Source organism: Pontibacillus sp. ALD_SL1, assembly GCF_017355605.1.
Map to the genome: position 1 here is coordinate 424,328 of NZ_CP062975.1, position 22,130 is coordinate 446,457.

The 22,130-nt window shown below is 42.2% G+C and carries 19 protein-coding genes; 11 read left to right on the forward strand and 8 right to left on the reverse strand.

The features are described 5' to 3' along the window. Window positions 1-5 precede the first annotated feature (5 nt). Both rpoC and IMZ31_RS21280 read left to right on the forward strand, forming a co-directional pair. On the forward strand, window positions 6-3,548 hold the full coding sequence (gene rpoC, locus IMZ31_RS21275; RefSeq protein ID WP_207531544.1) for a DNA-directed RNA polymerase subunit beta': 3,543 nt from the start codon (window positions 6-8) through the stop codon (window positions 3,546-3,548). An 82-nt stretch (window positions 3,549-3,630) separates the two neighbouring features. Then, the gene (locus tag IMZ31_RS21280) at window positions 3,631-4,575 is read left to right on the forward strand and encodes a DNA-directed RNA polymerase subunit alpha (protein WP_207531545.1); all 945 of its coding nucleotides are present in this window, start codon (window positions 3,631-3,633) and stop codon (window positions 4,573-4,575) included. 19 nt (window positions 4,576-4,594) lie between these two features. Here the strand turns inward: IMZ31_RS21280 and IMZ31_RS21285 are convergent, their stop codons facing one another. After that, complete coding sequence (locus IMZ31_RS21285; RefSeq protein ID WP_207531546.1) at window positions 4,595-4,969, reverse strand: hypothetical protein; 375 nt, start codon at window positions 4,967-4,969, stop codon at window positions 4,595-4,597. Between the two features lie 120 nt (window positions 4,970-5,089). On the opposite strand from IMZ31_RS21285, the gene IMZ31_RS21290 reads away from it, so the two are divergent. The 3 genes from IMZ31_RS21290 (at window position 5,090) to IMZ31_RS21300 (ending at window position 7,919) form a co-directional block, all read left to right on the forward strand. Then, entirely contained in the window at window positions 5,090-6,238 is a 1,149-nt protein-coding gene (locus IMZ31_RS21290; protein ID WP_207531547.1) for a D-alanyl-D-alanine carboxypeptidase family protein, read from the forward strand. Window positions 6,239-6,320: 82 nt separating this feature from the next. After that, window positions 6,321-6,791, forward strand: a complete 471-nt coding sequence (locus IMZ31_RS21295; protein ID WP_207531548.1) for a hypothetical protein — start codon at window positions 6,321-6,323, stop codon at window positions 6,789-6,791. A gap of 147 nt (window positions 6,792-6,938) precedes the next feature. After that, window positions 6,939-7,919 (forward strand): RNA-guided endonuclease TnpB family protein, encoded by a 981-nt coding sequence (locus IMZ31_RS21300; protein ID WP_207531549.1) that lies wholly within the window; start codon window positions 6,939-6,941, stop codon window positions 7,917-7,919. A 74-nt stretch (window positions 7,920-7,993) separates the two neighbouring features. Here the strand turns inward: IMZ31_RS21300 and greA are convergent, their stop codons facing one another. After that, window positions 7,994-8,455, reverse strand: a complete 462-nt coding sequence (gene greA, locus IMZ31_RS21305) for a transcription elongation factor GreA (protein WP_207531550.1) — start codon at window positions 8,453-8,455, stop codon at window positions 7,994-7,996. A gap of 158 nt (window positions 8,456-8,613) precedes the next feature. Here greA and IMZ31_RS21310 point away from each other — a divergent pair, with 158 nt between their 5' ends. The 3 genes from IMZ31_RS21310 (at window position 8,614) to IMZ31_RS21320 (ending at window position 12,129) form a co-directional block, all read left to right on the forward strand. Then, window positions 8,614-9,135 (forward strand): hypothetical protein, encoded by a 522-nt coding sequence (locus IMZ31_RS21310; protein ID WP_207531551.1) that lies wholly within the window; start codon window positions 8,614-8,616, stop codon window positions 9,133-9,135. 134 nt (window positions 9,136-9,269) lie between these two features. Beyond that, window positions 9,270-11,264 carry a hypothetical protein gene (locus IMZ31_RS21315; RefSeq protein ID WP_207531552.1) on the forward strand — a complete coding sequence of 665 codons (1,995 nt, stop codon included), beginning with the start codon at window positions 9,270-9,272 and terminating at the stop codon, window positions 11,262-11,264. Window positions 11,265-11,325: 61 nt separating this feature from the next. Beyond that, window positions 11,326-12,129, forward strand: coding sequence for a flagellin (locus IMZ31_RS21320; protein WP_207531553.1), 804 nt, complete (start codon window positions 11,326-11,328; stop codon window positions 12,127-12,129). Window positions 12,130-12,141: 12 nt separating this feature from the next. Here the strand turns inward: IMZ31_RS21320 and IMZ31_RS21325 are convergent, their stop codons facing one another. Continuing rightward, window positions 12,142-13,062 (reverse strand): tRNA nucleotidyltransferase/poly(A) polymerase family protein, encoded by a 921-nt coding sequence (locus IMZ31_RS21325; RefSeq protein ID WP_207531554.1) that lies wholly within the window; start codon window positions 13,060-13,062, stop codon window positions 12,142-12,144. A 105-nt stretch (window positions 13,063-13,167) separates the two neighbouring features. Here IMZ31_RS21325 and IMZ31_RS21330 point away from each other — a divergent pair, with 105 nt between their 5' ends. Then, window positions 13,168-14,436: a YfbR-like 5'-deoxynucleotidase gene (locus IMZ31_RS21330; RefSeq protein WP_207531555.1), complete on the forward strand. Its 1,269-nt coding sequence runs from the start codon at window positions 13,168-13,170 to the stop codon at window positions 14,434-14,436. Between the two features lie 121 nt (window positions 14,437-14,557). Here IMZ31_RS21330 and IMZ31_RS21335 read toward each other — a convergent pair whose 3' ends face one another. The 4 genes from IMZ31_RS21335 to IMZ31_RS21350 all read right to left on the reverse strand — a co-directional run bounded on the left by IMZ31_RS21335 (window position 14,558) and on the right by IMZ31_RS21350 (window position 17,187). Beyond that, window positions 14,558-15,745 (reverse strand): murein hydrolase activator EnvC family protein, encoded by a 1,188-nt coding sequence (locus IMZ31_RS21335; RefSeq protein WP_207531556.1) that lies wholly within the window; start codon window positions 15,743-15,745, stop codon window positions 14,558-14,560. A gap of 77 nt (window positions 15,746-15,822) precedes the next feature. Next, window positions 15,823-16,119: a hypothetical protein gene (locus IMZ31_RS21340; protein WP_207531557.1), complete on the reverse strand. Its 297-nt coding sequence runs from the start codon at window positions 16,117-16,119 to the stop codon at window positions 15,823-15,825. Between the two features lie 135 nt (window positions 16,120-16,254). After that, window positions 16,255-16,803, reverse strand: coding sequence for a hypothetical protein (locus tag IMZ31_RS21345; protein WP_207531558.1), 549 nt, complete (start codon window positions 16,801-16,803; stop codon window positions 16,255-16,257). 57 nt (window positions 16,804-16,860) lie between these two features. After that, a complete protein-coding gene (locus IMZ31_RS21350) occupies window positions 16,861-17,187 on the reverse strand; it encodes a hypothetical protein (protein ID WP_207531559.1) in 327 nt (108 codons plus the stop codon). 121 nt (window positions 17,188-17,308) lie between these two features. Here IMZ31_RS21350 and IMZ31_RS21355 point away from each other — a divergent pair, with 121 nt between their 5' ends. After that, entirely contained in the window at window positions 17,309-18,295 is a 987-nt protein-coding gene (locus IMZ31_RS21355; protein WP_207531560.1) for a hypothetical protein, read from the forward strand. Between the two features lie 69 nt (window positions 18,296-18,364). Here IMZ31_RS21355 and IMZ31_RS21360 read toward each other — a convergent pair whose 3' ends face one another. After that, window positions 18,365-18,910, reverse strand: coding sequence for a hypothetical protein (locus tag IMZ31_RS21360; protein ID WP_207531561.1), 546 nt, complete (start codon window positions 18,908-18,910; stop codon window positions 18,365-18,367). Window positions 18,911-19,183: 273 nt separating this feature from the next. Between IMZ31_RS21360 and IMZ31_RS21365 the strand changes: the two genes are divergently transcribed. Then, window positions 19,184-22,069, forward strand: coding sequence for a TSCPD domain-containing protein (locus tag IMZ31_RS21365; RefSeq protein WP_207531562.1), 2,886 nt, complete (start codon window positions 19,184-19,186; stop codon window positions 22,067-22,069). Window positions 22,070-22,130: the final 61 nt, after the last annotated feature.

Genomic DNA, 22,130 nt, shown 5'->3' on the forward strand with positions numbered 1-22,130 from the left:
ATCATATGAGTTCTTTAAATGAGTTGGATCATGTTCATATAAGGATAGCTTCTCCTGAGACTGTTTTGAAATGGTCTTATGGAGAAGTTACAAAACCTGAAACGATCAACTATAAAACACATCGGCCAGAAAAAGATGGGTTGTTTTGTGAAAGGATATTTGGCCCTTCAAAGGACTATATGTGCGCTCAGTATTGCGGGAAATATGATAAGAAGAATCACAAAGGTATTGTGTGCGAAAATTGCGGGGTAGAAATTCAAAGTTCTATGGTACGACGTGAGCGTATGGGGCATATTGATTTGGCTGCCCCTGTCGCACATTTTTGGTATTTCCCTAAAACAACTAATAATTATATAGCTTCCCTCCTTGATATTCAGCCCAAGGAATTGGACAGCGTTATTTATTGTAAAACATATATGGTTGTAGACCCTGGCGACACCCCTCTTGAACGATTGCAACTTTTGAACGGGCGTGAATATACAGAGGCGTTGAAAGAGCATCACGGCCAATTTAAGGTCGGAATCGGGGCGGAAGTCATTAAAGAATTGCTGGAAGAGTTGGATTTAGAAAAGCTCCAACAATCTTTAAAAGAAGAAATCGATCAAACCAAAACTTTAAAAAGAAGAAAGCTGATTAAGAGACTTAAAGTTGTGGATAGTTTTCTTCATTCAGGAAACAAACCCGAATGGATGATTATGGATTATCTTCCTGTCATCCCTCCCGATATGCGACCGATGGTTCTGCTTGATGGAGGTCGGTTTGCGACGAGCGATCTCAATGATTTTTACAGAAGGATCATTAATCGAAACATACGTCTCAAAAAGCTCATTGACGGCGGTGCACCAGATGTCATCATTAAAAATGAGAAGCGGCTTCTTCAAGAAGGGGTAGACTCCCTTATTGCGAATCACCGACGTGGTCAACATTCCTACAAGGGACCTGGAAATCGTGTATTGAAATCCCTTTCCGAAACGCTCGAGGGGAAACAGGGGCTTTTCCGCCAAAACTTGTTAGGGAAGCGTGTTGATTTTTCGGGACGATCTGTTATTACGGTTGGTCCTACTCTTCGCTTAAATCAGTGTGGTTTGCCGAGGCAAATGGCCATTGAATTATTTAAGCCTTTTGTCATTCATGAACTTATCCGTAGAGAACATGTTGAAAAACCAGAACAAGCCACTCGGATGATCAGGAGAAAAGAAGATGTAATATGGGATGTATTAGAAGATGTGGTCAAACATCATCCAGTCCTTTTGAACCGCGCTCCAACCTTACATAAACTTTCTATAAGGGCTTTTGAAGTGGTGATCATTGAAGGGGAAGCCATTACACTTCATCCCCTCGTGTGCGACGGATACAATGCGGACTTTGATGGCGATCAAATGGCTGTCCATGTTCCGATGTCCATTGAGGCTCAAGTAGAAGCCCGCGTGTTGCTTTTGGCGCCAGAGAACCTGTTGCATCCTCAAAACGGCGAGAGCGCCGTAACACCTTCTCAAGATATGGTTCTCGGGTGTGCGTACTTGTCAGTCGAAAAAGATGGGGGCCGAGGGGAAGGGATGGTTTACGGTTCCCAGTTCAAAGCGATTCGTGCGTACGAAGAGAAAGAAATTGAACTTCATTCTAAAATCATCTTATTTATTAGCGATGACCCTAAATTCAAAAAGGGGAACTATATCGTTACGACCGTAGGGAAAATCTTATTAAATGGCATTATGCCGTTACATATTCCTTATATTAACGGGGAGAATGTCGGAACAGAGCCTGATCGTGTGTTTGATTCCATCGGAGAAGCACAAGGGTATGTGACCGCCTTTTCAGCTAAACCTTTAAAGAAAGGCCTGCTGAAAAAAATTATAGGACATGTATTTGATTATGCCACCCACGACGAAACCATCGTGATGTTAGATGGTATGAAAGATATAGGGTTTAAATACGCCACAATTGGCGGGTTGACCATCTCTTTGTTTGATATCAAAATACCAGACTCAAAACCTCTTATGATTGATCAAACGGAAGAAAAAATAAAAGCGGTAGAATACTATTATGGAATAGGGCAAATCACTGATGAAGAACGATATGAAGCGGTTATCAGCCTGTGGACGAAGACAAGCGAAAAAGTGGCCGAAGAGTCCGTTAAGTCGCTCTATGAAGATCCGTTTAATCCGATTTGTATGATGCTTGATTCGGGAGCAAGGGGAAATGCTGGGCAGTACCGCCAGTTAGCTGGAATGCGTGGGCTAATGGCAAACCCTGACGGAAAGACGATTGAAAAACCGATCAAAGCAAATTTCACAGAAGGCTTAACGGTGTTCGAGTTCTTCATCAGTACTCACGGGGCTCGTAAAGGGCTGGCGGATACGTCGCTCCGAGTAGCAGATTCAGGGTATCTGACAAGGCGGATGGTCGATGTTGCGCAGGATGTTGTAGTGACCGAAGAAGACTGTGGTACAGAGCTTTATAAATTGATCACTAAAATTGGTGACGTGATGACGCTTGAAGAGCGGATCACGGGACGCCATCTGGCTAAAACGATGCACGAATCAAACGGGACCGTTATAGCGGAAAAAGGAACACTCATTACAAGTGATTTGGCGCGTGAACTGGCTTCTCATCATGAAGAGATCCCGATTCGAAATGTGCTTTCCTGTGAAGCTGAACAGGGGGTTTGCGCTTCGTGTTACGGGATGAATTACGCCACTCGAGATGTCGTTGAGATTGGTGAGGCAGTGGGAATTGTCGCGGCTCAATCCATCGGAGAACCTGGTACACAGCTTACAATGAGAACATTCCATTCTGGCGGGGTGGCAGGAGACGACATTACCCAGGGGTTGCCTCGTGTTGAAGAGATTTTTGAGGCGCGAAAATTGGAAGACAGCAATCCACAAAAGTCTAAAAAAGCGATATTATCCGATGTAAGCGGGGTTGCAGAGATCAAAGAAAAAGGACGATTAAAAGAAGTGCTGATTTATCCCGACAATGGCGAAGAGGCTAAGGTGTTTCGAATTCCTTTTGGCAAAAAAGTCATTGTGTCTGACGGAGAGCGGGTGGAAATTGGCCAGGCTTTAACATTGGCACCAGTCAATCCTCACGAATTATTGAAGTTAAAAGGGATGGATGCGGTCCAGGAGTATCTGATCAGGGAGATACAACTGGTCTATAAGAGCCAAGGGGTAGACATAGGGGACAAGCATATCGAATGCATCGTTCGCCAAATGTGTAAACGGGTTATCGTTACAAATCCAGGAGATGCGAAAGTTGCGATCGGAAAACTGATGAGCCTCCGAAACGTTATGCGTATGAATCAGGAATTAGAAAAGAATAAACAAGAACCAATCGCCTTTTTGCCAAAGATACAAGGTATAAGCGAAGCATCGATGTCTTCTGAATCATTCTTGTCAGCTGCATCTTTCCAAGAAACATCAAAAGCGTTAACAGTGGCTGCTATTGAAGGGAAAAAGGATTATCTAATTGGATTAAAAGAGTCGCTTATAGCTGGTAAGGTTATACCAGCGGGAACTGGTATTTATCACTCCCAAAATATGAAATAGAAAAATCTCCTCGTATGTAAAACGAGGAGGTTTTTCTTTTTTTTTAAACAGTAAAGAAGGAAACAATCAAGGGGGAAGTATTATGAATTTGGATTTCGAGAAACCGTCTGTATATTGTAATGAAGAAGAGAAGCCCTTTTGCCCTGTTCGGGTGGAGATTGAACCTGTCGCTAAAGGGTTTGGTGTGACAATTGGAAACTCCTTAAGAAGAATCCTGTATTCATCCATTCTTGGAAGCTCTGTAATTGGGGTTAAAATTGATGGGGTATCGCATACGTTAGATGTCATTAAAGGAGCCTCTACTGATGCATTGGGATTAGTGCTGCGCCTGAAAGAGGTGCGATTTAAGAATGTTCATGATGACATGCAAACCGTGCGTTTTAACAAGAAAAAAGCGGGTCACTATTATGCCAGGGATTTGGAAGTGCCAAGCGGCATAGAAGTAACAAACCCCGATCAACCGTTGATTAGTTTGACAGGAGACCAAGAGGTTTCGTTTGAAGCATATGTCAACAAAGGCAGAGGGACTGTATATGCAGATCACCAGACGTTATTTCAGAATCGACCTGATATTATCGAAATTGATGCTCTTTATTCTCCAGTTATTCAGGTCGGGTACGAAACAGAAGAGGTGCGAATGGGGCATTCCGTGGATCACGAACGGTTAATTATGCATATTACAACGGATGGATCAATCACAGCAAAAGATGCTGTGCAATTAGCGGCAAAAATTAATATCGAACACTTTACTATGTTTAATGATATTAAGGATATGGTTGAGAAAACGAAGGTGTTTAAAGAAAAGCAAGAAGAAGAGAATCTTGTGCTCGATGCACCTATCGAAGATTTGGAACTATCACAGCGATCCTATAACTGTTTGAAGAAAGCTAAGATTCAAACGGTCCGAAAAATATTGGAATACACCGTTGAAGATTTGTATCACATTCCGCAAATGGGCAGAAAATCAGTAGAAGAAGTTGTGGCAAAGATGGAAAGCCTGGGCTTTGAATTAAATCATAAGCCATAATAGGACCCGAATTTGGGTCCTATTTTTGTTTGGAAATCTCCTGAATTAAAAACGGGATTTTGTTCCTTTCGTTTTCTGCTTGTTCCAACAGATAGTCAGCAAACCTCTCTTCCAGTTGAAATAGCGTATCCACGACCCATTCCCCTTTCGAATAACGTGGGAAGCTTGAATTTTTCTCCAAGCATTTTGTGATAGGGGACTTTGAAGTAAGGGTACCCAGATCGGAAAAGCTCATAAATACGAAAACAATAGAAAGACTCCGAATGACCACGACGAGTTCGTCTTCTTCCTCAATAAGGTGGTAGGTCCCATTAATATTTTCTATAAATGGAAAGATTGATTCGTGGAGAGATTTTTGTTTTAAACGTTCTCTTAAATTCACTACATTTCCCATTATCGATCACCTTCCTTCTCTTCTCCTATCAAAGAAGTGGAGGTTCTTCAAGATTTAAGCAGGAAAAAGAGGGTGTTATGGAAATAAGGGGGATATAGAACATAAAGGTGGAGGTTAATTATGAGAAGAGTGGCTATAAGCATCTTAACCATTCTTGTCTTGATGCTAGTGCCTTCTTACGCCTATTCTCTCCCAGGGATCTATGGGGTTCGAGGGGTAGCGTTAGAAGTGAAATCTGGAGATGTGCTCTATGACAAGAAGGCTCACGAAAAGAGTTATCCAGCTTCTGTTACGAAAGTTTTAACCGCCATTCTGCTTGATGAATACGTGAAGGCGGATGAAGATCTTGTTGTTAGTGAGTATGCGAGTATACAAGAATGCAGTTGCCTTGTTCTTGAGCCAGGGGAAGTGTTGACAAAAAGAGATGCCATGCATGCCTTATTAATTAAAAGTGCCAATGATGTTGCGACGGTAATTGCTGAGCATATTGCGGGAAGTGAAGAATCATTTTCGGATCTCATGAATCAAAAAGCTCAGGAAATCGGAATGACGAATAGTCATTTCGTTACCCCGAATGGGCTTCACCATGAGGATCATTACACCACGGCTTATGATTTGGCTTTATTAGGGAAAGAAGCATTGAACTACCCCTCTGTCATCCAAGCCATGGGCACGACTGAATATACAGTCCACACAAGTAAGCAAACCATCCCCATTTACGCTATTCACAAGGTGATGGATCAGCCTGACGCTCTTGCTGGGAAGACGGGATATACATCTATGGCACAAAATACGTTACTTGAGATTTTTCAAAAAGGGCATAACCAAATCGTTACGGTCGTACTAAAAACAAGCAGAGATCAGGAGTATCAAGATGTAAACACAATGGCTCAATACGGTTTCTCGCTTTTAAAGGAAAAAAAAGTGATTCAAAAAGGGGATGTATTGGGGAAGGAAGAGGTTTATGGGAAAACGGTCGAATTACACTCTACCGAAGACCTCGTTTTGACGCTCAGGAAAGAGGAAAAGGCGTCCATCCATACGGAAATCGAACTTCGTTATCCGAAAGGCAAAGATTTGGGTGAAGGTGACGTGATCGGAGAAGCGCTTGTTTATAATGACGGTGAGTTTATTCAGGTGTTGCCCCTTGCGATCTCGGAACAAGTCATATACGAAAAAGAGAATCGGGAGTGGGTGACGTGGGCTGGATTAGTCATCCCGCTGTTGTTTTATCTTACATATGAAGCGCGTAGAAAAAAAGGGAATTAAATTGACATTAGAAACGATTGTGTTTATATCAATACTTGAATAGATGGAACGGTACGCCTAAATAAAGGGGGGTCGTTAGAGTATGAAAGAACGATACTTAGAGCCGATTTTAGAGGCCGCTCAATATGTATCAAACGAGTATTTTAAAATGGAGATAGAACGAACGCACAAAAAGCTTGAGAAGACGTTAGCCATTAATAAAGAAGTTGTGATCGGTATTGGTGTTCAAGGGGCAATAAAAGGGTTGGTGTTGATTGGTGTTAGCAAGAGGGAAGCGATCAAGTTAGCACAGCATGTTTTGAAAGATAAGGGATGGGAAGACGATGAAGAGTGGGGCGATTTGTCTCAGTCCGCTCTTTTGGAATTCGGGAACGAGCTGGCAGCCTGGGTAATGAAGGTATACGATCAGGAGGATATAAAATGTTTCATATCGACACCCCGCTTTATTGATTCTGATCAGGTTCGTCAATTTCATCAAGAGTGCGTTCGGCTTGATGTAACAAACAAGATTGCGGAAATTGTGATTAAGGTTCATATAAAAGAAGAAAAGTAACGCTTCCTGAACAAGAAGCGTTACTTTTTTATCATCTTTGGCCAGAAGACTCCCTCTTCAAAATCAACATTTAAGGGGGAGATGAATGGCTGGGGTCTGGTATATTTTGATCTTTTCTTCCTATAATAAGAATGAGGAGGTCATGGCATGAAACCATCGCTAAACCATAAAGCGTACAAATTCCGTCTATACCCAAATCAAACCCAACAGGCGTTGTTCCACAAAACGTTCGGTTGTGTTCGCTTTGTGTATAATCATGTGTTGGACCTCCAGATTGAAAACCGTAAAACCACGGGGAAGTTTCGATCAAAAACAGACACGATTAAAACCCTTCCCCTCTTAAAAAAACAGTATTCATGGCTTAAAGAGGTGGATTCGATCGCCCTTCAGGCGACGCGTTTTTCAAAGTCCCGTGAGATTGAAGGGCGTATTTTAAACGCGACGGTCAGACGAAGTGCAACAGGAAAGTACTATGTGTCGATCTGTTGTGAAATCAATCAATCCCTTCTGACTCGTCCCGTTTCAAACGACATGATCGGATTAGATTTAGGGTTGAATCATTTTGTCATTCTGTCGAATGGCGAGAAAGTGGGGAATCCAAGGTTTTTACGCCAACATGAGAAGCGTTTAGCGTTTCTCCAGCGTGCCCTGGAACGAAAAGAAAAAGGAAGCAGAAACTATCTTAAAAACAAGCGAGCCATCGCTCGTATCCATGAGAAAATCACGAACAGAAGACTCGATTTTGAAAACAAGCTAAGCACTCGGCTGATTCTCGAAAACCAAGGGATCGCTGTCGAGAGCTTAAAAGTCCAGAACATGACTCAAAACAAGAAACTGGCTAAAAGCATTAGTGATGCGAGCTGGGGTTCATTCGTAGCTAAATTAAAATACAAAGCAGAGTGGCACGGACGTGCCTTTGTTCCAGTGCCAGCACATTTCCCGTCAAGCCAGCTCTGCTCTTCCTGTGGGGTTCAAAATCCTGAAGTGAAAGGGCTAAACGTACGGGAGTGGACATGTAAGCATTGCGGAGCGACCCATGATCGGGATATTAATGCCAGCAAGAACGTACAAAAAGAAGGCCTGCGCCTTCTAAAGGAATCAACCGTCGGCACGACGGGGGTAGCTTAGTAACTAAGCACCAGGGGGTGCTTTTGCCTAAGAATCCCTCTCCTCAAAACGCGAAGCGTTTAGGTGGGGGTAGTTCAATCGATGGATAGGATGGTGTATGTTGTTTCTCCAAAAGGAGCGTCCACGATGATTTCGTCCCCTACTTTTTTATCTAACATGGCTTTCCCCATTGGGGATTCGACAGATGTGGTTGTTGGTTCCGTGTCCCATTGGCCTAAAAGTGTGAAATGTTTGATCTCATCGTTTTCACGAGATTTTAAGGTAACGGTATGTCCGACGTCAATCGTATCTTTTCTGTCTTTTTTCTGAATAATCGTAGCGTTTTCTAACTTAGCTTTGATCATCGTTTCCTCTTGGTTCAGTTTTCCTTGCTGTTCTTTCGCATCATCGTACTCCGCATTCTCTGATAAATCCCCCAGTTCTCTGGCGTTTTGGATATCCTGGATGTTTTCGGGTTTTAATACCTTTTGGATGTGATCCAAGCGCTCAACTAATTTATTGTATTGTTCTTGGGTAAGCGGAATTTGTTTTGTCAAGTTCATCACCTTCCTTCATTTGTATTTATTGAAAGAAAGCCAAATGAATCCTTGTAAAGATGTTGCTTTTCAGTTCGTACTGTGTTATTAACTTTACAATTGTAAAAAAATGAAAGGGGTCATGCTTGTAGAAAGCTAATTACAGGGGGGGGATTCTTATGGAACCGTTAGGATATGTCATTATAGGGGCGCTCGCGCTAAATGCCTTGGGTTTCTTATTTGTGGGGTTTGTATCCAAAGGACGCCGAACTGTTGAGAGGAAGGAAGAAATATCAGAGCAGGAAGACGTGGAGCGAAAGGATGATGACAAAACCTTTCCTTTGGAGGTTAACGAGGGTGACGAGCACGGTTCGTTTGAACAATACGAGGAAGTCACGGAAGACCTGGTGCCAGAATCGGAACCAGAGCCCGTTATGCCCAAACATAGAAGAGAGGTTTTTTATACAAGTAGACTGTTAGATGAAAAGAATGAAGGTGGCGACTCTGCCGATGCAACAGATAGCTTTACAGATGAGACAATTGAATTAAGCCAATACGAACCATACAAATATTCAGGAAATGAATCTGATCAAAAAGGGATCGAGCAATATGACGTGGATGAGCGATTGGAATATTTGCTTCAACGGTTGAAGGAAGAAAAAAAAGAGCGTCATGTAGATCTTGAAGAAGAGTTTCAGTGAGCATCCCTCCGAAAATGATGATAGGGAGTGCTGAGTGGCGTCTTTTTGAAGCATCATTGATGCTTTTTTTTGGAAAAAAACTCGTTGACTTTGGACATTTAGGCGGTATACAGAAAGTCGAGGGGGGTGATTCTGTGTTCAACCCAATACAGAATAGACCAATATATTTGTATCAAAAAGAAACGAACCAAAACATGTATTCGCTTCTTGGTTCGAAACGTTCTGTTGTAGCAAAAGGAGGGGAGGCAGAAAGGATAGATCCCAGCCAATTGATGAGGTGGGCAAAGGCCAAGCAATCATTGAAGGAGTCTGCTGTGGCTTTATATGACAAAACGTTCCAGGTTCAAAGAGAGTTATTGTCTTCTGGATTAGCGGATGTAACAAGAAATGAAAGAGGTGGGGGTTTAAACGCAACGGTTCTTAGTGGCGATTTTGATGTTAGTGCTTCTTCAAAGGCGAATCCAGGAACCTATACGTTTGATGTGATGGCGCTAGCTGAAGCGATGAACGTGCAAAGTGTGAATGCATTCCAAGAAGGGGTGGCACTTGGTTTAGAAGGGGATTTCAAAATCAACGGAACGACGTTTTCTGTTACGAGGGAAATGGACATCGAAGCCATTGTGAATTTGATTAATAGTGGAACCGCTTCTACAAATGTAAGGGCGTTGTACGAGGAAGGTGCTTTTCGGTTAGAAAGCACGCTGCTTGGTGTGGAAAGTTCTATTGTTTTAGAAGATTTTGGCGGCGGTGGATACTCTTCTACCAATGAAGGGGTGGCTTCTATTGAAAGAGTGTTTAGGAACGAAGCTTTTCATTACCACCTAAACGTGCTCAATTTGGCAGGAGAGCAACAAGAATCAAGAGAAACGATCCTTACTGAAACCTTTTACAACGGTCGTCATGATGATAGCTGGGAAATGTCAAACGTGCTAACTTCAGATGACGATGCAACGTTTTCTGTATTCGGATCTCTTCGGAATGGTTTGTTGGACAGTCACGAGGCCATTAATGGAGGAGACAGAAGGGGTTTGTCATTCCAAGGAAAAATTACAGAGGGATCTTTAGAAGTCATATTGGCACAAGATGCAAGAGGATATACCAAAGTAAACCTTGACGGGCTAGGAGATACTATTACATTTGAAAAGAGTGTCGATGGCGTAGTCAAACAGGAAAGCTTTTCTTATTCTTTCAGGAACGAGAAGCAGAACTTCATGCTGGAGGAAACGGAAGAGGGAACCTTTTTGTTAAATATAAGTGGCGGGGGATTTTTAAAGCCTTATTCCGTGGATTTTGAGGTAACTCATTGGTATGATGCGGTCTCAACAAGGGGTGATGTCGTTTTTGAAGGACGGACCCCAGCTACAAACGCCCACATTGATATAGATAATATTCGTTTGAACTCCATCAAAGATGGCGGGTACAAAGAAGCGACCTACGAAATCGACGGTGTCTCATACACATCCTCTTTGAACACTATAATGGTAGACGGGAACGTGAGAGTTTCGTTAAATGGATTGGGGGAAACGGATATCACCAACACAATTGGAGGGGTCATTGGTCAAGAACTCGGCTTACTCGATGAAAACGGGGCGTTTGAAAACGTTCTTCAGCATGGGCAGGAGGCAGCGTACACCTATAATGGCGATCTGTATGCCGCCCGTTCCAATCGCGTATGGCATGACGGGGTGAGTATTCGGTTCAATGACCTTGTCGAGGGGGGCGTGTTTGAAGTGGAACGTTCAGGATCAGATTCCAATGCAGAAGCAATAGGACTTTACGAGAGGCTTCAGGAGATGATTCAGGCTTATAATCAAACGATCCAAGTGAAACAAACGTATAACGATGTCATTAGTACGCGCGCCATTCAACCCGTAGAAACGTTTGTGTCATCCTACCAAATGGACCTCGAAAGAAAAGGGATTCTCACAAACAATGAAAGCATGACCTTGTTCGATGAAGGAGAATTTCTTAAAGTGAACGAGAATTTAACGGATTTAACACGCCTCCTTTATGACGGAAATAGGAAGCTCACGGATGTGATGCTTCAGTATGCTAGTTCGATGGATCAAAAGACGGAATCATACCTTATCCAACAACCATCTGGAAACTTGATTTCTCGTTACTACTAAAAAAGTGCTTGATTAACTCGAAAAATAGAGTATATTCCTCTCAATCAAGGGAGGGGTATACATGAACTTATTTGGAAATTCCTTTTATTCATACAAGATCGATCAGTACCGAAATCAGATGGACATGTACACGCGGCAATTATCAACAGGGAAGCGGATTAACAGCGCACGTGATGATGCGGCAGGAATGTCCGTTGCGGTACGGTTTGGCAGTCAGATCGCAGGAAACCAGGGAGGTATCCGAAGCATTGACCAAACCACATCAGCCCTAATGACCATTGATGGAGCATTAAGCGGGGCGATTGATGTGTTAAACGAAATGAAAGACCTAACCATACAGGCTCAGAACGATACGTTATCAGCGGCAGACCGCACGAATATTCAACAACAGATCGATGATTTAAAAGCGGTTTATGATGATAGTATTTCCACTTTTTCGTTTAATGGGAGTAATTTTCTTGATAATACTACCGTTGTGACAATGCAGACTGGAAGCGGGAGTTTTACCTTTTCTGGTAAAGATGTGACAGACGGAGGTGCTGAGGGTGTTAACTTAACAGGGATTGATGTCTCGACGACCGCAGGAGGACAGACAGCTCAGGTGCAAATCGAAGCTTCAGTTGAAACGTTGCTGGATGCGCGGTCGTATTACGGCGGAAAAGTAAATGCACTCAGTTACAGAAAAGATGCACTCGTTCAGCAGAATATTGCTCTTCAGGAGTCCCGTTCAAGGATAGAGGATGCGGACCTGGCCAAAGCGATGTCTGAGTTCACAAAATTCCAAATATTGGAGCAATCCAATTTGCAAATGATTCAACAACGGGATGCTCTGAACTATAATATTTTGTCTCTATTGAGTTTCTAAAAGCTGATATGATCAGCTTTTTTTGTAGGCTCGAAGATACTTTTTGAAGCGGTCGGGTTCGTTTTGATAAAGGGTTTTATGGATAAGCATCATTTCGTTTATGAGGTGACTTTTTTCTGGAATGCTCTTTTCATTGAGATATGGGAGATAGCTAAATAATTTTTCCTCATATTTATTCGACAGCTGGAAAAGGCGTAAGAAAGACAATACGGCTTCCTCACCTAACATAGATGCCAGTACGCCAAGTGTAATCTCCATTTTCATGGCTTTTGGCCGAATCGGAAAGAATTCGGGGGTAGGAGGGAGCGAGGGGATGAGGGAAAAGGAAGATAAGGATTGCAGCGAAGCTAACGGATAAGAGGAGAGCAATATATTGTATCCCTCTGATACCATTCGGTTCGTTGTATTGAGGTAGAACAAATGCGTATGTTCTTGAAGGAATTCTTGAAGAGAAGGGTCTAGAGAGAATCCTAATACACCTTGTAACCGAATGACCCGAAGAAATTGCTGGGGTTTCTCAGGGTATAGTTCAAAACTTAAAGGATGAGCACGTAAGGTGTTTTCTTTTATATCTTCCGCGCCTTGACAGGGGTCATAGAGGTGCTCCCCATCATGATACAGGCTGTTCAGGGTAAGGTCTCTGGTGAACATAGAAGACTCAAAGGCTGAGAGGTTGTCATAGAATGAGATTTCATATGTTTCATTATTGTGGCGAATTCGACCTACACCAAAGCGAAGCCCTTCTTCAGTTCCGTGAAAACTAGGGAAAAGGGTTTTGATCGCTTCCATAGATGCACACGTAGCAAAGTCAACGTCATTCGGTTTTAATCCAGCTAACTTGTCCCGAAGGTATCCCCCAACAATAAAAGAGGGGCCAGCTGTTTGAAGCTTGTTTAAAATGTGGAGATAACGTGGCTCTATTATCATGTTCATCACCTCAGGCTCTAACGTAAGGAAATTGAGGGAAAACACAAGAAAAGGGAATCTTTCTTTTCTTTCATGCTACAATAAGAAAAATGTGGAAACGGGGGAAGGGCGATGAGGAATGGGAAATTTATTAACACAGTTATCGAATTACAAAATCACCCTAGGTGGGACGAGTTCCCTTCTAAAATCGAGGATAATGTCGCAAGCCACTCATTTCGAGTTGCGGTATACACATTAATAGCCTCCTTGCTTGAGAACAAAATGTTTGGGGAGGAAATTGATGCGACTAAAGCAGTATGCCGAGCAGTCTTTCATGACATTAAGAAGACGAAGACGGGTCCGATTAATTACAATACTAAGAAAGACCCTGAAGTGGCAGATATCATTAAAGATCTTGAAACAGAATCAGCAGAGGAGATAGTTTCCTATTTGCCAGAAAGTCTGCAAGCCATATTCCGAGACTTTGTCGTATCTGCCGAAGATGATACGACTGAAGGGCGATTGATTGATGCCATAGATACGTTTGATTCCTATATGTACTGCCACAGAGAGAATTTATATAGTTCTGTCGGCGTAATGGAAGCGTATATGGACATTATCAAGGAGTATCTTCCAGAAGATGTTGCAAGCAAGGCAGAAAAGGCATTCGAAGAACGGATGAATCAGTTTCAACAGGATCATCATCATGCCACCTACTTCCTTCGGACGTACAAGAGATTGAAAGAGGAATTGTTAAACAGCGAATTTGAAAGCGTACGGTGGCTTGTGCGACAAGTAGAAGAAAAAACGGAATGCTATCAGTTTTTAATGAATGTGATGAACATGGACACGGTCAGGCGGTGGAAAGGAAAGTTTAATATGATTCATGACGACGATGCCATTCACGGTATCAGATCCACTTCAATCGCCATTTATAACGCGTATTTAGAGAAAGAGGTATACGGAATAGATGTAGATGTATTCCAGGTGGCTGCCAAAATGCTTGGACATGATTTGGTTGAGGGCATTACTGGAGATGTGCTCGGCCCCGTTAAGCACTCTACACCAGAAAGAAAAGCAGCATTTGAGCGATACGAGAAGTATATCTCTGAGAAAATGGTCCACTGGCTCCCTCAGGAGTTGAGGGGGGAATTTCACGAGTATATGGTAAATGCGAAAAGTTCGGATTACGAAGGATACCTGGTAAGTGTAAGTGATAAGTTGGATGCGTTAGTAAAAACGAATTTAGAGCGACTGCGGAGCAATTCGATAGAACAGAAAATCGATTATTATGATCAATTGAAAGGCATAAAAATGAAGTTCGATAACCCTTCTACCGTTGATTTTATCGCTTATATTCTATCAGACATGGAGTATCAAATTTTCGATAATAGACTGTAATGAAAAAACCTCGATCTTAACCAATCGAGGTTTTTGTATGCAAACAGGATTGCATCATTTATGTACTGTTTGATTGATTCAATTCCGTCGCAATCATGTCCGCAATAATAGGTGGAATACACTAAAACAGCGTCATAGGGTTCACGAAGTTTTGGTTAAACGGGAGTTTGCTCACTGCGAAATGGAGATGATACCCTGTGCTCGTCCCAGCCGTACCGATGGCTGCGATTTTTTGTCCCTTTGTTACGTTTTGTCCAACAGAAACATAGATCTGATTCGAGAACATGTGGCCATATATCGAAAAGTATCCTGTGTTGTGGTCGATTACAACCCAGTTCCCGTACCCCCTGGCTGGACCAGCATATATCACCGTCCCGCTGTCAGCTGCGAGAATGGGTGTGTTAAAACTCGCTGCGAAATCCACTCCGTTATGACCTGCTTGTACACCTGTAATAGGGTGAGTGCGCATCCCGAATCCAGATGAGATGTAGTAGCTCCCTTTTGGTACAGGAATCATCATCTGACCTGAACCTACAAGGTCCGTGGACGGTATATTTTGTTGCTCTCTCTTGCGACGTTCTTCTTCCCGTTTTTTGATGATTGCACTGATTTGATTATGAATATATTGAATGGCATTTTTCTCACTCTCTATTTCTTTCACTATGGAGCTTCTGTTCGCTTCGGCTTTCTTGAGAAGGGAGAGTTGTTCTTTTTTGTGTCCTTCCTGTTCCTTTTTCATATCAAGTAAGGATTGTTGTTTTTTCTCTTGTTCAAGTTTTTTCTTTTTGAGTTCTTCTTTTTGTGCTTCTAATTCATCAGCTATTCTTTTCACTTCATCATAGAGTTCCCGATTGGCTTTCGCGATGTCTTTGATCGTTTCAAAACGATCCAAAAAGTCCCACACGCTGTCAGATCGAAACAAGTATTCCATAAAAGATACATCTCCTTTGGAATACAAGACCTTTACGTTTTCAGCCAGTATTTTTTTCTTTTGTTCCAATTCTTCTTTTTTGGATTTTATCTGCTTTTCTAACTCTTCGATTTTAACCTTCAATGCTTGTATTTCATTTGTGGTTTTGGCTATATCTGCGTCTAACCCTTTGATGAGAGTAGTCAGTCTGTTGATTTCTTTTTCTATTGCTTGAATCTCAGCTTCGGCTGCTTTTTTCTTTTCCTCTAAAGAGTTTATTGTCGATTCTTTAGCTTCAATATCGGACTGTAATTTCCCTATATCTTCCGCTGATACCGTGGAGAATAGCAAAGATGTCGACAGAAACGATGATAATAAGAGTTTTAAGCTGCTTTTCATAATGGCACCCCCTCCATTGTTCTTATATGTATTGGCAGGGGATTAAAAAAACCCTTCCATAAAGGAAGGGTGAAAACTTATTGTAACAATTCAATCACAGTTGAATGGTTTTTGGTTTCGAATATAATCAGTTCTTCTTTCCCAAATGTGATTTTGGTGTCGTCCGTTAGTGGAATGGCAATTTCGTTTTCGTTTGTTTTCGCCTTCAGGCTGATTCGCTCTTTATCCTCAAATAGCTCTACGGATGAAACAATTCCGTCGATCTGACTTCCGTTAATAATAATATGAACTTTCTTACCGACAAGAAGCTGTCTTGTATAAACCTCTACCAGGTTTAGTAGGGGCTCTCTGTTGTTCGTTATATGTATTCTCATATGCATCCCTCACTTTCATGAAGCATAGATACTCGGAAAGAAGGTAAATGTAAAGATTTTTGGAGTATTATTCTTTTAATGGATGTTTCCGACTTGCCTGATGCACAGTGAATGCAAATAAAAAAAAGCGGAAAATCATTTATTTTCCGCAAACAAGTCTTCCACAAAGGTGCTCACGTTGTATTTTTTGGCATGAGACTTATCCGTGTATTCTTTTATGTAAAGACTGTTTATAGCGATTCCGATTTCTTCAACAGACATCGTCTCGTTCCCAAAACTTACAGCGAACACATCAGCATTAACGATCTCGTAGAATTCCAGGTAGTTCGAAACATTGTAAATATCATAAAATTTTTGTTCATCAATCATTTGTTCTGCTAAAAGTTTTGTTGAGATGGCTTCCTGCTCATCCCACCTTCCTTCTCTGAACACAAAACGACCGATCTGTCTTTTGATATCAATAGCGTTCATAGTTTGTTTTACGATGATCTGATGCGTCTCGGATTCCACGTCGTATAATTTCTCGATAATTTCAATTCCCTTGATATAAGATTTAGGAAGGTTGTATAAAATGAATTCTACGTCTTTTTTTAATTGTTCCGTTGTTACATCAATAAAGACGCCATTCTTTATTTTTTCTAGTTTTATTCTCCATTTTCTTCCCCATTTGTTCTTCTGGTCCATAAAGGTTCGCCTCCCTGCTTGTCGTCTGCGTTTTTATAATCTTAAAAGAAAAAAAAGTCAAGTTGTGTTAAAAAGCTTTCTGTAATTAAACACGGTTGAATATCCGTCTGAATAATAGACAGTCAGGGTTTGGTTGTCGTGTTCCTTGGTATGTTCCCCGTATAAAAAGCTTGCGTCTTCTCTGAGCAACGCTTTAAGTTCAAACGTCCGTCCGTCTCGCAGGAAGAGGTGGGTAGGTTTTTCATGGTCGTCAAACCCCAAAAACGGAACACATTCGATTGCCGTGTAATAGCAAAAACCAGCTTGGTTGTATTCAGCGTAGCGGTATATGAATGTTTTACTCAGGAAAGAGTAGATCTCTTCGAATTTATAAAACGTGCGCATGGCATCCCCCCCTGATTTTTAAAATGATAGAGAATTGAGCGCATAAGTCAATAATACAGACAACAATAAAGGTTTTTTTTGTTCCGTCCTTAATCATGGGATGAGGTGATAGAGGGTGAGAATGATGAAAACGTTAGGGGTAATAGTAGGTTTACTTTTGTTGTCTGTCGGGTGTTCGGAACAAAAAGTGTTGACTGTGAAAGATGCTCCAGAAAAGGGCGTACAGACATCCGTCAAGGCTGTTCCAGAGGAGGAAGAAACCCCTATTCAGAAAAGCGATATTTGGGTGGAAGTGGAGTTTGAACATGGTGAAACCATCGGAACCATAAAAAGCCTGGTGGCAAGCAAAATGGACCTTCATTTGGCTGTAACCCAGAATGTATGGGTGAAAAGCGGAGGAAACACCATCATGCAACAGGTTTATTCAAAGGAATCTATTCATCTTACGGATAAGGGGGAACATTCCTTAGAGGTAAAACTGGATATGGCGAAATGGGAGACTGGAAAATATGACATTGAAGTAGAAACACTCGTTAAAGTGCCAGAGGGTGACGAAGTGTTTACTTATAAAACTGTTGTGGCGACTGAAATAAAACAATCGGAGGCCGATGCGGACTCGGGTGTTCAAAATGAGGCAGATCAATATGATTTCATACCTGCTCAATCTACCGCTTATACGTATGTGGATTATCAGGGGGATGAAACAACAAAAGAATTTTTGTATGTAAAACAAGGAGTAGCGCAGTCTGTAAGCGAGGGAGGCACGGAGTTTTTGATCTCAGAAGAGGATGGACTTTATTTCTCGAGCAGCAGTGAGGTTATCACAGACGATAGAACAATGGATACGTTTCAGGATAAAGAGATGGTTCTTTCCTACCCTCTTACAGTCGGTCAGACTTGGGAAAAGGCTCGCATTCTTTATACCGTTGTTGATGTAAATGCATCTATCGAAGTTCCAATTGGAAAGTTGCAACATGTGATTGTCGTGGAAAGAGGGAGCAGTGGAGATGTTCGATACTACTATCACAGAGAATACGGACTGGTTCAAATGGCTGTGATAGCAGATGAAAACTGGATACCTATTATGCAATTAAAGAGCGTTCATTAATCTGGAATGACCAGGAATACTGGCGGCTAAAAAACCCGTCCCCTGAAAAATGGGGATGGGTTTTTTTGTTTAAAAACTGTTCACAAAATCTAAGAGTTCCGATCGTGTAAGAGGTGTGGCATCGGACTCATCATTGAAGCTGTAAAACAGAGTATAGTGAATTCCATTTATATTCCACGTAACAAGGGAGTTGTGAATATCGCTCTCATAATACCCTGTGTAGGATGCTTTTAGAGAGACTTGTTCGAACCCCTCTGTGCTTAGAAGCGGAGTGGGGGAAATGTGAAGAGAGAGGGAGTGTTGATTTGCTTCGTCAATATAAAGAATTTGAGCTTGTTCGATCTCGCCGTCTGATGTGTATACGGGAATGGTGTCGCTCACGAATACAGGAAGCTCTTTCGGGATTACGACAGAGTCTCCGTAAGGGATCGCCTCTATAAGACTTTCAACTGATTCGAAATCTTTCATTTCACTCAGCGGAACCTCCTTTTCCTCTTCTGTTGATTCAATTGGCTCTTCTTTTAATGGAGGATCCGATTTTGGCTGACAAGCAGAGATGATAAAAAGACATGCCACAAACAGCCCTCCGATTCTTAAACAATTTAATAAGTGCATACAACCCCTCCTTTGACCTACTATGTATATCCTTTTGGCGGAAAAATGTCAACGAAAGATTGGTTAATCAATACGCAGGGTTTCCTATCCGCTTGCCCCCCGTCAGATAGAGAAGCGGGACAGGAGAAAAAACGCTTCAAAAAAAATATATCTCTCGGAATCCGCGCTATTATTGGAAAAAAGGGGAGGGGAACGTATGATACTGAATTTACATATTCTTTTGTCGGCTGAATGTTTTTATAATGACTTTACAAAACAGGGGGGATGGGAGATATGAGTAAAACGTTAGTGCCTTTTCACTATGAGAAGATGGAATTTTCAAAGGACGGACAATTAGATGAGTTGATTGCGCTTGATCGGTATGCTGTTCAAACTTACGATGATTTCCGTGTTGGAGATACGGTCGTTGTGATTACGGATGAAGTTATGGGAACGAAAAAGGTCGGAACCATTGATGGTATTTTGGGAGAGGACAGTTATCGGGTTCGCGATCGGTTAGGTGAATTCCATAACGTTCGGAAGGAACTGCTCCAAAAACCACTGGAGACCAAACCGCATCACTTCTGGACACGCTGGGCAAAAGGGGGATCCAGCGTTGAAAAAACAGACGAGCTAAAGGCTTACTGGGAAAATGAATTCCGATGGTTGTTTGATGGGTATCGGTATTCCCTGGGAGGGCGTATTCAATTGATGTTAGGCCAGGAATATTTGACGGGTGAAAAAGCGAATTTAACGGCTTACAATTGCTATGTAATCAAGAGTCCAAGGGCGAAGCGCTCCCCAGTGAAACAATTCCTGGAAGTTCTCGAAGTGGCGCGTTATGAAGGGAATATTATGCGTCGTGGAGGCGGTGTGGGAATCAATATCAGTGACATCTTAACCACGGATGGATCTGGCAGAACAAAGGGCTTTTTCCAATTTCACCTCCCATCCGATCATCGTGACCACGGCGAGCTGAAAGACCGAGAGGGGCTTGGTAAATTTGAATCTGTTACGCTTGCGGATCAAATTGAGGATTCTAAGCGCGCTGCCCGTATTATTGTGGGAGACAGTGTGGAAGAACTGTTTGACAGCATGGTTGAAATGGTTGAGAAAGCATATGATGAGTCTGTTGACTACGTGCTTCTGGATTTTTCAAAGGTTCGTCACCGCAATGCCATCGTTAAAGGGGTGAATGGACGTTCAAGCGGAGCGGTAAGCTGGATGGAGTTATTTGTTTTGATTGCAAGTCTGTTGCAACAAAAAACAATTGATAATGTTGAGTTTGCTGAGATTTTTTCATTTATTGTTCACCTGATCATCCAAGGGGGATCAAGACGCGGCGCTTTAATGCTCGTATGTAACGACGACAACAGCGAGGTTTCAAAGTTCATAACGAGAAAAACAAAAAAGGGATACTTGAGCGGCGCAAACATTTCAGTCGGAATCAGCGACGGATTTATGAACAAAGTGAAGGAAGCAAAAGAGACCAAAACGCCGAACAAGGAGTCGGAACTGTGGACCCTTATCACAACATCTGCCCATGGGAGTGCGGAACCTGGTGTTCTTTGGATGGAGCGATACAACAAAGAGTCTAACTCCAACTACTACGAAGAAGGGTATATTGTAGCGACCAATCCGTGTGGCGAACAAGGATTGCCAGAATTTTCCGTTTGTAATTTAGGCCACTTTGTCTTACCTCGTTTCTATGATTCGAAAACCAATGACGTGAATTGGGACGATCTGGCTCGGGCATGCCGAGCAGCGGTAAGGCTGCAAGATAATGTGATAGATTACACTCCATATTTTTTGGAAGAAAACAAAAAACAACAAATGAGCGAACGGCGCGTGGGGATCGGGTCCCTGGGGCTTGGAACCTTATTAATCAAAATGAAGCTCCGATACGGAAGTGAAGAAGGGAACGCTTTTGCTGATAAGCTTTATAAATTCATTGCATACCATGAGTATAAAGCGAGCATTGATATTGCGAAAGAAAAAGGCGCTTTTCCGAAGTTCGATTATAAAGGTTTTGCATCTTCAGAATATATGAAACGACTTCTGTCGGAGTTTCCTGGTCTGAAAACCGATTTGCAGAAGTACGGCATTCGAAACGTTACGTTAAATACACAGGCGCCGACTGGCACTACGGGAACCTACATAGATAACATCCCTCAATTTAGGGAAGAATTTGGAGGCACCACAACAGGTATCGAGCCCTATTATTCCTGGACGTACTGGAGAGCAGGGCGGCTTGGAATGCACGAACAAACCGTTCAGTTTGTGCACGATTACATGGTCCAACATAAGATAAAAGACGCTAAAAATTTGCCTTCTTACTTTGTAACGGCTATGGAATTAAAACCAGAGGAGCATGTAAAAGTTCAGGCTGTTGTTCAGAAGTGGACGGATTCCTCTATTTCTAAAACGGCCAATTGTCCTAGTGGCTATACCGTTGAACAGGTCGAAGAGTTGTATACCTTATCGTATGATCTTGGGCTGAAGGGGATGACCATATACCGTGACGGTTCAAGAGAGGCTCAGGTTTTGGCTACGAAAAAAGAGGATGCAAAGCTTGAATCTCACATTGAAGCTACTGAAGCTAAAAAGGTGAAACAAAAAAGTTCAAATGCCTCTATCGAAAGGGACGAAACACGCACCTTTACGTTTGAAAAGCGACCAAAACGTCTTTATGGATTCACGGATAAAATTGGGTTCACATGCGGAGATAAATACGGGAAAGCCTACGTGACCATTAACCTTAAAGATGGACAACCGTGGGAAGTTTTTATCTCTACAAAAGTAAAAGAAGCATCAAGTTTGGCTAAAGCTCTCGGTCTCATGTCCACAAAGATGCTTCGGTTAGGAGCTGCGGATGATAATTTGCAGCAGGTGATCGATACGTTGAGTTATGATCAGACGATGGGAACGTTGCCTGCTGGACTTGCGAATATCCTCCGTTCTTTGCAAAAAGATCCAGTATCCATTGTTCCGATTAAGTTAAACAGTGATGAAGCGAATGCCATGGCAGAACTTTCAGATGAACTCAAAAAAACCATTCAGGGATTTCAATCACAGCAAAAATCGGGTTCAGGGTTAACAGAATGCCCAAGCTGCGGAGAGAATCATTTTGATAAAGTGAATTGCGTGTGCCATAAATGCGGAAGCGGCAAATGCAATTAAAGGATCTCCCCCCTTTTCAGGGGGAGATTTTTTCTGTGGTAAACAAAAACCTTGTCTTCTC

Excerpts from the sequence above, each read along its gene's own strand:
- rpoC (WP_207531544.1), top strand. The coding sequence starts at position 6 with ATGAGTTCTTTAAATGAGTTGGATCATGTTCATATAAGGATAGCTTCT.
- IMZ31_RS21280 (WP_207531545.1), top strand. The coding sequence starts at position 3,631 with ATGAATTTGGATTTCGAGAAACCGTCTGTATATTGTAATGAAGAAGAG.
- IMZ31_RS21285 (WP_207531546.1), bottom strand. The coding sequence starts at position 4,969 with ATGGGAAATGTAGTGAATTTAAGAGAACGTTTAAAACAAAAATCTCTC.
- IMZ31_RS21290 (WP_207531547.1), top strand. The coding sequence starts at position 5,090 with ATGAGAAGAGTGGCTATAAGCATCTTAACCATTCTTGTCTTGATGCTA.
- IMZ31_RS21295 (WP_207531548.1), top strand. The coding sequence starts at position 6,321 with ATGAAAGAACGATACTTAGAGCCGATTTTAGAGGCCGCTCAATATGTA.
- IMZ31_RS21300 (WP_207531549.1), top strand. The coding sequence starts at position 6,939 with ATGAAACCATCGCTAAACCATAAAGCGTACAAATTCCGTCTATACCCA.
- IMZ31_RS21310 (WP_207531551.1), top strand. The coding sequence starts at position 8,614 with ATGGAACCGTTAGGATATGTCATTATAGGGGCGCTCGCGCTAAATGCC.
- IMZ31_RS21320 (WP_207531553.1), top strand. The coding sequence starts at position 11,326 with ATGAACTTATTTGGAAATTCCTTTTATTCATACAAGATCGATCAGTAC.
- IMZ31_RS21325 (WP_207531554.1), bottom strand. The coding sequence starts at position 13,062 with ATGAACATGATAATAGAGCCACGTTATCTCCACATTTTAAACAAGCTT.
- IMZ31_RS21330 (WP_207531555.1), top strand. The coding sequence starts at position 13,168 with ATGAGGAATGGGAAATTTATTAACACAGTTATCGAATTACAAAATCAC.
- IMZ31_RS21335 (WP_207531556.1), bottom strand. The coding sequence starts at position 15,745 with ATGAAAAGCAGCTTAAAACTCTTATTATCATCGTTTCTGTCGACATCT.
- IMZ31_RS21340 (WP_207531557.1), bottom strand. The coding sequence starts at position 16,119 with ATGAGAATACATATAACGAACAACAGAGAGCCCCTACTAAACCTGGTA.
- IMZ31_RS21345 (WP_207531558.1), bottom strand. The coding sequence starts at position 16,803 with ATGGACCAGAAGAACAAATGGGGAAGAAAATGGAGAATAAAACTAGAA.
- IMZ31_RS21350 (WP_207531559.1), bottom strand. The coding sequence starts at position 17,187 with ATGCGCACGTTTTATAAATTCGAAGAGATCTACTCTTTCCTGAGTAAA.
- IMZ31_RS21355 (WP_207531560.1), top strand. The coding sequence starts at position 17,309 with ATGATGAAAACGTTAGGGGTAATAGTAGGTTTACTTTTGTTGTCTGTC.
- IMZ31_RS21360 (WP_207531561.1), bottom strand. The coding sequence starts at position 18,910 with ATGCACTTATTAAATTGTTTAAGAATCGGAGGGCTGTTTGTGGCATGT.
- IMZ31_RS21365 (WP_207531562.1), top strand. The coding sequence starts at position 19,184 with ATGAGTAAAACGTTAGTGCCTTTTCACTATGAGAAGATGGAATTTTCA.